Origin of the sequence: Pseudomonas sp. NPDC087639 (assembly GCF_044743385.1) — a bacterium.
In the GTDB taxonomy this organism is placed as follows: Bacteria; Pseudomonadota; Gammaproteobacteria; order Pseudomonadales; family Pseudomonadaceae; genus Aquipseudomonas.
This window is the reverse complement of record NZ_JBIUWI010000003.1, coordinates 87,809-100,724: the sequence shown is the minus strand read 5'-3', so window position 1 is coordinate 100,724 and position 12,916 is coordinate 87,809. Positions and strand designations below refer to the sequence as shown.

The 12,916-nt window shown below is 60.3% G+C and carries 9 protein-coding genes; 6 read left to right on the top strand and 3 right to left on the bottom strand.

Annotated features, from left to right (window positions below; all coding sequences use genetic code 11):
- Positions 1-55 precede the first annotated feature (55 nt).
- The gene (locus ACIOVB_RS03230; protein WP_401264760.1) at positions 56-2,416 is read right to left on the bottom strand and encodes a TonB-dependent receptor; all 2,361 of its coding nucleotides are present in this window, start codon (positions 2,414-2,416) and stop codon (positions 56-58) included.
- Positions 2,417-2,581: 165 nt separating this feature from the next.
- Here ACIOVB_RS03230 and ACIOVB_RS03225 point away from each other — a divergent pair, with 165 nt between their 5' ends.
- Together ACIOVB_RS03225 and ACIOVB_RS03220 are read left to right on the top strand one after the other, a co-directional pair.
- Positions 2,582-3,526, top strand: coding sequence for a LysR family transcriptional regulator (locus ACIOVB_RS03225; protein ID WP_401264757.1), 945 nt, complete (start codon positions 2,582-2,584; stop codon positions 3,524-3,526).
- 107 nt (positions 3,527-3,633) lie between these two features.
- A complete protein-coding gene (locus ACIOVB_RS03220) occupies positions 3,634-5,250 on the top strand; it encodes an alkaline phosphatase family protein (protein WP_401264755.1) in 1,617 nt (538 codons plus the stop codon).
- Positions 5,251-5,448: 198 nt separating this feature from the next.
- Here the strand turns inward: ACIOVB_RS03220 and ACIOVB_RS03215 are convergent, their stop codons facing one another.
- Positions 5,449-6,357 carry a TauD/TfdA dioxygenase family protein gene (locus tag ACIOVB_RS03215; RefSeq protein ID WP_401264753.1) on the bottom strand — a complete coding sequence of 303 codons (909 nt, stop codon included), beginning with the start codon at positions 6,355-6,357 and terminating at the stop codon, positions 5,449-5,451.
- Between the two features lie 181 nt (positions 6,358-6,538).
- Here ACIOVB_RS03215 and ACIOVB_RS03210 point away from each other — a divergent pair, with 181 nt between their 5' ends.
- A complete protein-coding gene (locus tag ACIOVB_RS03210) occupies positions 6,539-7,459 on the top strand; it encodes a LysR family transcriptional regulator (protein ID WP_401264751.1) in 921 nt (306 codons plus the stop codon).
- A gap of 83 nt (positions 7,460-7,542) precedes the next feature.
- On the opposite strand, the gene ACIOVB_RS03205 is transcribed toward ACIOVB_RS03210, so the two are convergent.
- Positions 7,543-8,556, bottom strand: coding sequence for an ABC transporter substrate-binding protein (locus tag ACIOVB_RS03205; RefSeq protein ID WP_401264748.1), 1,014 nt, complete (start codon positions 8,554-8,556; stop codon positions 7,543-7,545).
- A 295-nt stretch (positions 8,557-8,851) separates the two neighbouring features.
- Between ACIOVB_RS03205 and ACIOVB_RS03200 the strand changes: the two genes are divergently transcribed.
- Genes ACIOVB_RS03200 through ACIOVB_RS03190 form a run of 3 tightly spaced genes read left to right on the top strand, consistent with a single transcriptional unit; the run spans position 8,852 to position 12,886 of the window.
- Complete coding sequence (locus ACIOVB_RS03200) at positions 8,852-10,450, top strand: ABC transporter permease (RefSeq protein WP_401264746.1); 1,599 nt, start codon at positions 8,852-8,854, stop codon at positions 10,448-10,450.
- On the top strand, positions 10,447-11,262 hold the full coding sequence (locus ACIOVB_RS03195; protein WP_401264744.1) for an ABC transporter ATP-binding protein: 816 nt from the start codon (positions 10,447-10,449) through the stop codon (positions 11,260-11,262). The genes ACIOVB_RS03200 and ACIOVB_RS03195 overlap by 4 nt, the downstream gene beginning before the upstream one ends.
- 13 nt (positions 11,263-11,275) lie before the next feature.
- On the top strand, positions 11,276-12,886 hold the full coding sequence (locus tag ACIOVB_RS03190) for an arylsulfatase (protein ID WP_401264741.1): 1,611 nt from the start codon (positions 11,276-11,278) through the stop codon (positions 12,884-12,886).
- The last annotated feature ends 30 nt before the right edge of the window (positions 12,887-12,916 follow it).

Below are 12,916 nucleotides of genomic sequence, written 5' to 3'. Positions count from 1 at the left end.
CAGCGCATTGATTTCGCCTGTCGGGGCAGCATCACGCAGCCCCTTGAAGGATCAATCAGAAGTCGTAGCGACCGGTGACGCCAAGGGTGCGCGGGGTGCCGAGCAGGCCTTCATAACCGCCGTTGCCGCCGGTCCACAGGGTCGTGTAGTAGGTTTTGTCGAAGGCGTTTTTCAGCCACAGCGAGACGTCCCACTGACCCTGATTGAAATCGCCGCGAAGGCCGGTGGAGAAGTTGACCACCGCGTAGCTCGGGATCTGGCCGTAGTCGGAATCCTCGACCGTGCCCACCGCTTTTGAGCGGAACGCATAGCTGGCGGTGACGTAGGGTTCGAAGCCGTTATCCAGATTCCATTTGTATTCGCCGTTGGCGTTGCCGATCCATTTCGAGGCGCCGACCACTTGATGGCCGCTGAGGTCGCAAGAGGCCGGCGCGGCCGGCGCCTGGCTGACTTCCGGAGGGCACGGAGCATCTTTGTACGAGAGGTAGCTGACGTCGTTATAGGAGCCGTTGATGTTCAGGGTCAGTCCACGTAGCGGGATCACCGTGCTTTCGAACTCGACGCCGCGCGAACGCACGGAACCGGCGTTGGTCAGGTATTGCACACGGTTTTCGGCGTCGTAAGCGTTGGTCTGGTAGGCGTTGACCTGCGTCCAGAACACATTGGCGTTGAGTTGCAGCCGGTGATCCCACAGCGTGCTTTTGAAACCGAGTTCGGCGTTGTTGGCGCGCTCGGTGCCGATCAGCAACGAGTCGGCGCCGGCCACCGGAGCCGAACCCACCGCAAGGTTGACCCCGCCGGACTTCTCGCCGTGGGACAACGTCGCATAGGTGAGTACGTCATCGGTGATGCGGTAGCTAAGGTTGAGCAGCCCGGACGGGCTGGAGCTGTACTGGTTCAAGTCGCCGGAATCGTAGGCGCCCGCCCGCCCGCGTCGCGCCGTTGCGGCAGCACCGGTGACCGTCGCGCCACCGACCGGGGCATTGCGCGTGACCCAGGCGCTTTTTTCTTCATAGGTGCCGCGCACCCCGGCGGTGAAATCCAGGCGCTCGGTGAGGTGCCATGTGCCTTGGGCGAACAGGGCAAAACTGTCGGTCTTGATGTGGCCGTTACCGACGCTGGTCACATTGGCCAAAGCACCGGCCGGCGTGCCGTTCCAGATATCCGCTTGCGGGCCGTAATAAGCGAAGGATTTGTTGTCCAGATTGTTGCCGAAGTAGTACGCACCGACGACGTGATCAAAGAACTCGCCCTTGGGCGAGGCCAGACGAAATTCCTGCGAATACTGTTTGTCTTCCACCGACACCCCGGCGTTGTAGCTCGCCGGAACGTTCAGACCATCGTCGTTTTTCGGGGTGAAATTCCAGAAACGATAGGAACTGACCGAGGTCAGGGTGAAGTCGCTCGGCAGCGTCCAATTGGCCTCAACCGACGTGCCGCCCTGATGCACGGTGACGTGTTGGTCGTTGTCCAGATTGACCTTGCGGTGCGAGCCATTGACCAGCGTCGCGCCGGCCGCATTGGCGCGCGCTTGGTAGAGATTGACCCCGTTGATGGTCGGCCCGGTGTTGTACAGCACGCGAGTGCCGGCGCTGGAGTCCTCTTCGTTGTAGTCGCCAATCCAGCGCAGGTTGAAGTCTTCGTTGGGTTTGAACAGCAGTTGCGCACGGAAGCCGTCGCGTGAACCGCCGTTGAGGTCATGGCCGTCGTATTCGTTCTTGATGTCGCCGTCGCTGCGCGTGCGATAAGCCGAAAAGCGCCCGGCGAGCTGATCGTTGAGCGGCCCGGAAATCGTGCCCTTGGTCTGGAAGTAGCCGTCCTCGCCGACCGAGGTTTCAATACTGCGCTCAGGGGTGAAGGTTGGTGCGCGGGTACTGATGTTGATCACCCCGGCCGTGGTGTTTTTGCCGAACAGCGTGCCTTGCGGCCCTCGCAAAACCTCAAGCTGTTCGATGTCCATCAGATCGAAAACCGCCATCCCCGGGCGGCCCAGATAGACGTTGTCGATGTACAGACCGACGCTGCCTTCCAGGCCATCGCTGGCCGGGTTGTTGCCCAATCCGCGAATCGACACGCTGGACTGGCGCGCATGCATGTAGGCGACGTTGACGCTGGGCACCAGTTGCTGCAAATCCTGAATCCGGTAGACCCGTTGCGTCTCCAGATTCTGCCCGCTGACCACGCTCATCGGCGTTGGCACATCCTGCGAACTTTCTTCGCGGCGGCGAGTGGTGACGGTCACCGTTTCCAGTTGTGAGCTGTTAGCCACAGGTTTGCCTGCTGGAACCGGCGCCGGGGTTTCGGTATCGGCGGCGTAGCTGTGAGTCCAACTGGCGCTCCCCGCCAGTAACAGGGCCAGAGGCAGGCGTTTGAGCCGTCGTGGTGTGAGGGGTGACGCAAGGTTCAACGGACTCATGGCGCGGCTCCTGGTCAAAAAACACACAGACATCTTCAGCTCTGCATATTCTTTAAAGTTATTTATTTATGTATTTACAAAGATTTACTGCATAAGAGATTGCCTTTATAAGGAGTCGACCTAATGCATATCCAATGCATTTCCCGGATATTTTTTATGTGAAAAATGCATATCGATTTGCGTCAACTTCGTCACTTCATCGCCCTGGCTGAACAACGCAGCTTCGTCGCCGGCGCGCAGGCGGTGAACCTGTCGCAGTCGGCGTTCAGTCGCAGCATTCAGGCGCTGGAGCACAGCGTTGGCTGTCAGTTGGTTGATCGCGGGCGCAAGGAACTGCCACCGACCAAACAAGGCCAGGTACTGCTCGAACATGCGCGGCGACTGGTCAGCGGCGCGCAGCAGATGGCCAACGAGATCAGCCAATTCAATGGCCTCGAGGCGGGGGAGTTACGTTTCGGTTGTGGCCCTGCGCCAGCGGCGGGATTGGTCCCGCGGGCGATCGGCAGTTTCATCGGGCGTTACCCGAAAGCGCGGGTGCAGTTTCAGGTCGATGACTGGCAGAGCTTGAGCAAGCGCCTGCTCAGTGAGGAGTTCGAATTCTTTGTCGCTGACACGCGGCACTTCGAGGCTGATCCGGATTACCTGACGCATCGGCTGCGCCCGCGCAAATGGCATTTCTGCTGCCGCGCCGGACATCCGCTGAGCGGTTTTGATCGGGTCTCGGCCGAGCAATTGATGAGCTACCCGCTGGCGGTGAGCATCCGTCCGCCGAACCTGCGCAAGGTCATCGTCGACCTCAGCGGCCGGCCGGATTTCACGCCGAATGTGGAGTGTGAAAACAGTTCCAGCCTGTTGAGTGTGGTGCTGCGTTCGGACGCAATCGGGATTGTCGGTGCGTATTCCGATGCGCTGCATCAGGCCAAGGGAGATCTGGTGTGTTTGAAGATCGAAGGTCTGGCCGATGATCTGGAAGAGTTGTACACCCGCTATGGGATTGTCAGTCGGGCGGGGTATCGGCTGTCGCCGCTGGCTGAGGCGATGATTGAGCAGATCAAGGCGATTGATGCGGTGGATGAAGAGGTGTGTTCACGAGATGGGCTCGCTGTCTGATCGGCCGCCGATGCATCCACTGCATAAAACCCATTCCCCAAATGCACTTGCCGAACACCCCCACCGAAAGCGAAAACCCTCGCCTGTCTCTCTGACCGGTGAACCCCATGTCCCTGCCTGAAAAACCCGTGCGCAACGTGCTGTACATCATGTGCGACCAACTACGCCGCGATTACCTGTCCTGCTACGGCCACCCGCATTTGCACACGCCGAACATCGATCGCCTGGCCGAAGCCGGGGTGCGTTTCAGCCGCGCTTACACCCAAGGCACGATCTGCGGCCCGTCGCGGATGTCGGCCTACACCGGCCGCTATGTCAGCAGCCATCAAGTGGCGTGGAACGCCGTGCCGCTGCCGCTGGAAGAGCTGACCATCGGCGATTACCTGCGCCCCCACGGCATTCGTACTGCGCTGGTCGGCAAGACCCACGCCACAGCTAATGTCGACGCCCTGCAGCGACTGGCGATCAACCCCGCAAGCGCACAGGCCGAAGTGCTCAACGAGGTCGGCTTCGAACCGTACTTTCGCCACGACGGGATCTTCCCCGATGACCCGCTGTTCGACGACAAACGCGAATCCGCGCCCTACACCCATTACCTGCGCGAGCAGGGCTTCGACGGGCGAAATCCCTGGCACGACTGGGCCAACGCTGCCGAAGGCGAGAACGGCGAAATCCTCAGCGGCTGGAAAATGCGTAATGCACATTTGCCAGCACGAATTCCCGAGCAACACTCAGAGACTGTCTACACTACCAATCGAGCCATCGACTTCATCACCGAGCAAGGTGAGAAACCATGGTGTTTGCACCTCTCGTACATCAAACCACACTGGCCCTATATCGTACCAGCACCGTACCACGCCTTGTACAGTACGAAATCGATTCTCGAGCCGGTCCGCGCGACGCCCTCCGAAGCCAGTAAACACCCGGTATACGCTGCCTTTCGCCAGCATGAGGAAAGCCTCAACTTCTCCCGCGATTCAGTACGATTGAATGTAATCCCGACCTACATGGGCCTGATCAAGCAAGTGGATGATCAGCTCGGACGGCTGTTCGATTTTCTGCAAAGTAATGGCCGCTGGGATGACACGCTGATCGTGTTCACCAGTGATCACGGCGACTTTCTGGGCGATCACTGGCTGGGCGAGAAGGAGTTTTTGCTTGAGCAAGCGGTGGGCGTGCCACTGATCGTGCGTGATCCTCGGGCGGCAGCGGATGTCACTCGCGGAACAGTCGATGATCGACTGGCGGAAACCATCGACGCGTTGCCGACGTTTCTTCAGGGGTTGGGACTGCCGCAGGCGGAACATCGACTGGAGGGCCGCTCGCTGATACCGCTTTTACACGGCGAGAATCCGTATTGGCGCCGCTATGCAATCAGCGAATATGACTACGCGTTTCAAGCGCCGGCGCGGGAGCGACTGGGTCAACCGATTGACCGTTGCCGCATGACCATGGTGCGTAGCGAGCGTTGGAAGTACCTGGCGTACGACGGCTTCAGGCCACAGCTGTTTGATCTGCTGAATGATCCGCAGGAATTGCGTGATTTGGGTGAAGACCCGGCTTACGCGGCGGTGCGCGAGGAGCATGTGGGGTATCTGTTTGAGTGGGTGCGGGGGTTGAAGCGGCGTACGACGATCAGTCATCAGGAGATTGATTGGCGTGGGCAGCGGTTTCGTTATGGCGAGCCGGAGACCGAAAAGGTTGTTCAGATTGGCGTTTGGTAGTTGAAGAGCCCCTCACCCTAGCCCTCTCCCGGAGGGAGAGGGGACTGACCGTGGGATATTGAAGAAATACGCCGACCCGAGATGTCTGCATCGAATCCATAATCGACTGGTTTGCTCAGGTCGATATAACTCGCAAGACACCTCGGTCGGCTCCCTCTCCCTCCGGGAGAGGGCTGGGGTGAGGGAAGCTTGTGATCTTCAATCACGCCCCTTGATGGTCTGACTACGCTGCCCGTTCGCGCCAACCGGAACCTCGCCCTTCAACGTCACCCGACGCACCACCCGATCCTGGGTGCCGTAATCATCAATCGCGTAATGCTGGGTCGAGCGGTTATCCCAGATCGCCACATCACCAGCCTTCCAGCGCCAGCGCACGGTGTTTTCCTGACGAATCACATGGCTCTGCAACAGCCCGAACAGATGCGCCGAATCCGCTTGCGAATAACCCTTGATGCGTTTGACGAAATGCCCCAGCAACAAGCTCTTCTCGCCGCTGATCGGGTGGACGCGCACCACCGGGTGCTCAGTCTCGTAAACGGTCGACGTGAAGATTTTGCGATAGCGCTCAAGCTTCTCCGCCGAGACGTCCGGCTTGGCGCTGGCGTAGTCGTATTCGTTGCTGTGCACGGCGACCAGTTTGTCGGCCAGTTCACGCAGTTCGGACGGCAGTTCGTTGTAGGCGGTGGCGGTGTTGGCCCACAGGGTGTCGCCGCCGAACGCCGGAGCGACTACCGAGCGCAGGATCGAGGCTTTCGGGTAGGCATCGACGAAAGTCACGTCGGTGTGCCACGAGTTGGCGCGCTGACCCTCGGCACCGTCCAGTTCCAGCAGATAACGAGTGCCCTCACGCGACGGCACGGTCGGATGCGCCACCGGCTCACCGAGCAAATGGGCGAAGGCTTCCTGACGCTGATCGTCGAGTTGGGTCTGCTCGCGGAAGAACACCACCTTGTAGTCAATCAGTGCCTGTTGAATGGCTTCGACGGTGGCGGCGTCCAGCTCACCAGACAAGTGCACGCCACGAATCTCGGCGCCGATACGACCGGCCACCGGATGAATTTCCAGCGCGTGGACAGCGGGTTTTACAGCGAGTGCGGCATTGCTCATGGGTAGACCCTCATCGACTGCTTGCGGTTGGACGGCAGCGAAACATCGCTCTATCTATATTCCTTTTGCATCTAATAGATATTCACATGCTTCGTTGACGGAATAAGAGCTTGCATTTAAAACCTCTAGCAACCCTCGTCGCAAATGCCTTCGAGCTATTTTTAGGATGCCGGAAAAGCATATGGATCTTCGCCAGTTGCGCTACTTCATCGCCCTCAATGAACATCGCAGTTTTGTCCGCGCGGCGGACGCGATGGGCATCACCCAACCGGCGTTCAGTCGCAGCATTCAAGGGCTGGAGCAAGAGTTCGGCTGCGTGCTGGTGGATCGCGGCAACAAGGATTTGCGCCCCACGCCCGAGGGCCAGGTGGTGCTGCAACACGCCCTGACGCTGGTGCAGGGCGCGGCGTTGCTGAGCGCCGAAGTGACGCAGATGACCAAGCTCGATGCCGGCGAAGTTCACTTCGGCTGCGGGCCGGCGCCAGCGGTGAAACTGGTGCCAGACGCGGTGGCGCAGTTCATCAACGCGCACCCGAAAGTACGCACCTGCTTTCAGGTGGATAACTGGGAAAAACTCAGCCGCGCCCTGAGCCGCGAGGAGATCGAATTCTTCATCGCCGACATCCGCCATTTCGAGGCCGACCCGAACTTCCAGACCCAGCCACTGACGCCCAAGCGCGGGGTATTTTTCTGCCGGCCGGGGCACCCGTTATTGGCCAAGGAAAGCCTGTCGACCAACGACATGTTCGACTATCCGCTGGCGGCCACGCTGATCCCGCCGGGCATTCGCAAACTGCTGGCGAACCTCAGCGGCCGGATCGATTTTTCACCGACCATCGAGACCGAGCATTTCCCGGCGCTGGTGAAAGTGGTGCTGCAATCGAATGCGATCGGCATCGGCACGGAAGAGGCGTTTTGCGAGGACATTGCCCAGGGTTCGCTGGTGCTGCTGCACTGGCGCAATCTGCCGCAGAACCTGGAGAGCATGAATGCGCGGTGCGGGATTGTCAGTCGTACCGGGTTTCGGCTATCGCCGGCGGCGCGGGCGATGATTGAGACGTTGGTGGCGGTGGATAAGCAGGAACACCGCGTCGCTGTTTGAAGTTATAGATCAAAAGATCGCAGCCTTCGGCAGCTCCTACACCGACCTCTGTAGGAGCTGCCGAAGGCTGCGATCTTTTGCTTTTAGAGCTTGGCAGCCGCCAACTCAGGCGCCACCCAATCGGTCACCTTGAACGGCTTGCGAATCAGCCGTTGCTGCGCTGCCAGATCCACCTTGTCCTGCAAGCTGCCAAGGAACACAGGATCCAGCGTCGACGGAAATATCTCGCTCAATTTCTGATCCTGTAGATCCTGGGTCAGGATCACCGGCGGATAACTCGCCAGCCCCGAGACCAACTGCACGTAAGCGTCCTTGTTGCTGTCCTGAGTCAGCCACTCCACCGCTTGCTGCTGAGCCTTGAGCAGTTTCGCCACGGCCTCCGGGTGGGCATCGACGAATTTGCCTGTCCCGACCAGCACCGACTGCACACTCCCCGCGCCACCGAGATCCTTGGTGTTCAGCGGCAGTTCGGCCAAGCCTTTGGCTTGCAGAGCGGCCAAGCCTGAACTGCCCCACGACGCATCAATCTGCTTCGCCGCCAGCGCCGCAACCGCCGCACTGAAATCAAGGTTGATAACCTTCAGGTCTTTTTCGCTCAGGCCTTGGCTGGCCAACGCCGCATCGAATGACAACTGCGTCGCGGTACCACGAAAGATCGCCACGCGCTTGCCCTTGAGATCCTGCAGGGTCTTGATCCCCGAACCCGGCACCACGCCCAGATACTGCTTCACGCCACGGGCGCTGGCGCTGAGCAACCGCGTATCGAGGCCATTGGACTTGCCGATGATTGCCGCCAGATCGCCCAGGTACGCCAGATCGACCTGACCATTGGCGAACGCCTCGTTGATCACCGGCCCCGCCCCCTTGAAAAAGCTCCACTGAATCTTGATGCCCTGCTCGGCGAAGGCCTTTTCGAAGATTTGCTGATCGCGCAGCACGTCGACCACACCGCCGCCACTGTGCTGGGTGCCCGCACTCAGATCGGGCACAGCGATCCTGATTTCCTTGAGGTCGTCGGCGTAGGCGGTAAACGCCAGAAAACCCGCCAGCGCCGGAGCGAAAAACAGACTGATGACACGTTTGAAGGGAAGGTTCATGGGTGCGGCTCCTTGATCACGACGGGCGTTGAGGAGCCGAAAGTAGGCTGAAGGAGCACCTTCGCTTAAATACTATAAATTCACATTTTTATAGCTTTTAGCGCTAAGCAAGCAGCGATAAGGCCTGCAGCGGCGTATGCATTGACAGCATCGAAAATATTCTTCGAATGCATTGGATGCGTGTGGGCCAGAAGCCTTAAATGGTCTGGCTTATCTCCCAATAGCATTAATTTGAATTTTGTTAGATCAATTTTGCATACAGGTCTGTCTGCAACCCGACAACGGAGGTCACCCCATGGCCCGTGATTCCTTGCTCAGCCTGCCGCTGCCGGCGCCACCGCTCAAAACGCGCCGCACGGGGCCAAGCCTCAATCAACGCCTGTTGCCGTGGCTGCTGCCGCTCAGTCTGTTCGCGCTGTGGTGGCTGGCCGCGCGCAACCAATGGATGAGCGAACAGATTCTGCCGGCGCCGTCATTGGTCTGGAACAGCGCGGTCGAACTGTCTCAGGGCGAGTTGTGGGGTCATCTGTGGATCAGTCTGCAACGGCTGTTCTGGGGACTGCTCGCCGGGGTTTCGGCGGGCGCCGTGCTCGGTGCCGCGCTGGGCTTCAACCGTCGCCTCGAACGTTTGATCTTCCCTACTTTCGCCGGTCTCGCGCAGGTGCCGACGCTGGCGTGGATTCCCCTGTTCATGGTGTTTTTCGGCATCGGCGAAGTACTGAAACTGGTGGTGCTGATCAAAGCCATTGTGGTCCCGGTGACGCTGCACACCTTGGTCGGCGTACGCGATGCCCAACCGAAACTGCGCGAAGCCGCCGCGGTGTTGCGGCTGCCGGCGCATTTGCTGATCCGCCGCCTGGTCCTGCCCGCCGCCCTTCCCGCGTTCATGGCCGGTGTGCGCCTGGCGTTGGCCGCCGGTTGGACATCGTTGCTGGCGGTTGAACTGCTGGCCTCCAGTGAAGGCATCGGGTACCTGATGGTCTGGGCGCGCCAGCTGTTCATGCTCGACATCGTTTTCGTGTGCATCGTGGTCATCGGCCTGATCGGCGTGGCGATGGATCGCGGCATCGGTCTGCTGGACAAAAAACTGCTGCACTGGCCACACCCGGCCACCGCCGAAATTCGTCGCGGCCCACGCTATGAAGGCTGGCAGCGGGTGCAACCGTGGCTGCTACCGCTGGGCTTGTTCGCGCTGTGGCAATTGGCGAGCGATCAGCAGTGGGTCGACGCGAACATTCTGGTGAGCCCGCTGGCCGTGTTGAGTACAACATGGGACGGCTTGCTCGATGGCACGCTGATCAGCGGCATGGGACTCAGCCTGGGCCGCACCCTCGGTGGTTTGCTGTTGGGCGGTGGGCTCGGTTTTGCCCTGGGCTTGCTGTTGGGCCTGTCGCACATCAGCGAACGCCTGCTCGGCCCGACGCTCGCATCGATCCGCCAGATCGCGATTTTCGCCTGGGTGCCGCTGCTCACCGCGTGGTTCGGTCTGGGCGAATTGGCCAAGTGGGTGTTCGTCGCCCTCGCCGCATTCTTTCCGCTGTTTATCGCCACCCAACGCAGCGTCACCAACCTCTCGCCGCAACTCAATGAAGCGGCGCAAGTACTGCGCCTGAACCTTGGCCAGCGTTTGCGTCGACTGGTGCTTCCGGGCGCCGCACCGGGGATCTTCGCCGGGCTTCGCCTGAGCCTGATCTACGCCTGGCTCGGCACCATCGGCGCCGAATATTTCATGCCATCCAACGGCGGCATCGGCAGCCAGATGATCGGGGCGCAACAACTGCTGCGCATGGACCTGATCATGGCCGGCATGCTCCTCGTCGGCCTGACCGGCGCCCTGCTCAACCTCATTGGCCAACGCCTGGAAATTCGCGCGACCCGCTGGAGACACGCATGAACGCAACGATTGTCAGCTTCAATCATGTAGGCAAATCCTTCGACGTCGACGGTTTCGAACTGGAGGCAATTCGCGAATTCAACCTGGACATCGCCGAGGGCGAATTCGTCGCCATCGTCGGCTCCAGCGGCTGTGGCAAATCCACGTTGCTGCGCTTGCTGGTGGGCCTCGATACGCAGTTTCGCGGGCAGATCACCGTCGATGGCAAAGCCGTCAGCGGCATCGGTGGCGAGCGCGGTATCGTCTTTCAGGAACACCGTTTGTTCCCGTGGCTGACGGTTGCCGACAACATCGGCCTCGGCTTGGTCAACGAACCGCTGAGCGCTGCGCAAAAGCAGCAACGTATCAACGATTTCATCGATCTGGTCGGCCTGCGCGACTTCACCCGCGCCTATCCGCACCAGCTCTCCGGCGGCATGGCGCAGCGCGTGGCGATCGCTCGCGGTTTGGTCGCCAGCCCACGCATTCTGCTGCTCGACGAGCCTTTCGGAGCCCTCGACGCACTGACCCGTCAACAGATGCAGGACGAACTGTTGGCGATCCGCAACCGGGCAAAAATCACCACGATCCTCGTCACCCACGACGTCGAAGAAGCGATCTTCCTGGCCGATCGTGTGGTGGTGATGGAGCCGCGTCCGGGGCGGATCAAGCAAGTGGTCGACATCGCCCTGCCCCATCCGCGTCAGCGCAGCAGTTTCGACTTCCATCAGTTGCGCGAAGAGCTGCTCCACGAGCTGACCAGCGACGATCATTACCAACCGACCCCGCCAGCACAGATCCGCGATCTGCCGCTGTCGTTCATTGCCTGCTGAACAGGAGTTTTCGATGCCGCAACGTCCCAATTTTCTGGTGATTCTGGCCGATGATCTCGGCTTCTCCGACCTCGGTGCGTTCGGCGGTGAAATCGCCACGCCGCACCTTGATGCCCTGGCCAACAACGGCCTGCGCCTGACCGATTTCCACACCGCGCCAACCTGCTCGCCGACCCGTTCGATGCTGCTGACCGGCACCGATCACCACATCGCCGGCATCGGCACCATGGCCGAAGCACTGACGCCGGAACTGATCGGCAAACCGGGCTATGAGGGCTACCTCAACGACCGCGTCGTCGCGCTGCCCGAACTGCTGCGCGAGGCTGGTTACCAGACATTGATGAGCGGCAAATGGCACCTGGGCCTGACGGCTGAACTGGCGCCACACGCACGCGGTTTCGAGCGTTCGTTCTCGCTGTTGCCGGGCGCGGCCAACCATTACGGTTTCGAGCCGACCTACGATGAACACACGCCCGGCCTGCTGAAATCCACCCCGGCGCTGTACATCGAGGACGACACGTTCGTCGACGAACTGCCCAAGGATTTCTACTCGTCCGATGCCTTCGGGGACAAGTTGCTGCAATACCTCAAGGAGCGCGATCAGACCCGCCCGTTCTTCGCTTACTTGCCGTTTTCCGCACCGCACTGGCCGTTGCAGGCGCCAGCCGACATTGTCGAGAAATACCGTGGCCGCTACGACGCCGGCCCAGAAGTCTTGCGCCTCGAACGCCTGGAAAAACTCAAGGCACTGGGGCTGATCGAGCCAGACGTCGAGCCGCATCCACTGATCGAGTTGACCGCGCAGTGGGACGCCCTAAGCGTCGAGCAAAAGCAGATTTCCGCGCGGGCAATGGAGGTCTACGCGGCGATGGTTGAGCGCATGGACTGGAACATCGGCCGAGTCGTCGATTACCTGCGCCAGCAAGGACAACTCGACAACACGTTCATCCTGTTCATGTCCGACAACGGTGCCGAAGGCGCGCTGCTTGAAGCGTTTCCGAAATTCGGTCCGGAGTTGATGACGTATCTGAATCAGCATTACGACAACAGCCTCGACAACATTGGCCGGGCCAATTCCTACGTCTGGTACGGGCCGAGCTGGGCGCAAGTCGCCACCGCGCCGTCGCGGTTGTTCAAGGCATTCACCACTGAGGGTGGGATTCGCGTCCCGGCGCTGCTGCACTATCCGCAATTGCCTTTGAAGGGGCAGATCAGCCATGGCTTCGGCACGGTGATGGACATCACCCCGACCATTCTTGATCTGGCTGGCGTGCGTCATCCGGGCAAACACTGGCGCGGCAAACCGGTCGCGCCGTTGCGCGGTAAATCGTGGCTGGGCTTTTTGTCCGGCGAAACGGCGCAGGTGCATGACGAGCACACGGTGACAGGGTGGGAATTGTTCGGGCGCCGGGCGATTCGCCAAGGGTCGTGGAAAGCGGTGTGGATCCCGGGGCCGGTGGGGCCGGCGACGTGGCAGCTTTATGATCTGGCCAGTGATCCGGGGGAGATTCATGATCTGGCGCTGAAGCAGCCTGACAAGCTCAGCACGTTGATCGGGCATTGGCAGCAGTATGTGGAAGAAACCGGGGTGATTTTGAGTGCTTCGCCGTTTCAGCCGGATTAGATGTTGCCTGACAGATTGCATTCGCGAGCA

Coding starts and splice junctions, on each gene's coding strand:
- ACIOVB_RS03230 (WP_401264760.1), bottom strand. CDS start 2,416: ATGAGTCCGTTGAACCTTGCGTCACCCCTCACACCACGACGGCTCAAA.
- ACIOVB_RS03225 (WP_401264757.1), top strand. CDS start 2,582: ATGCATATCGATTTGCGTCAACTTCGTCACTTCATCGCCCTGGCTGAA.
- ACIOVB_RS03220 (WP_401264755.1), top strand. CDS start 3,634: ATGTCCCTGCCTGAAAAACCCGTGCGCAACGTGCTGTACATCATGTGC.
- ACIOVB_RS03215 (WP_401264753.1), bottom strand. CDS start 6,357: ATGAGCAATGCCGCACTCGCTGTAAAACCCGCTGTCCACGCGCTGGAA.
- ACIOVB_RS03210 (WP_401264751.1), top strand. CDS start 6,539: ATGGATCTTCGCCAGTTGCGCTACTTCATCGCCCTCAATGAACATCGC.
- ACIOVB_RS03205 (WP_401264748.1), bottom strand. CDS start 8,556: ATGAACCTTCCCTTCAAACGTGTCATCAGTCTGTTTTTCGCTCCGGCG.
- ACIOVB_RS03200 (WP_401264746.1), top strand. CDS start 8,852: ATGGCCCGTGATTCCTTGCTCAGCCTGCCGCTGCCGGCGCCACCGCTC.
- ACIOVB_RS03195 (WP_401264744.1), top strand. CDS start 10,447: ATGAACGCAACGATTGTCAGCTTCAATCATGTAGGCAAATCCTTCGAC.
- ACIOVB_RS03190 (WP_401264741.1), top strand. CDS start 11,276: ATGCCGCAACGTCCCAATTTTCTGGTGATTCTGGCCGATGATCTCGGC.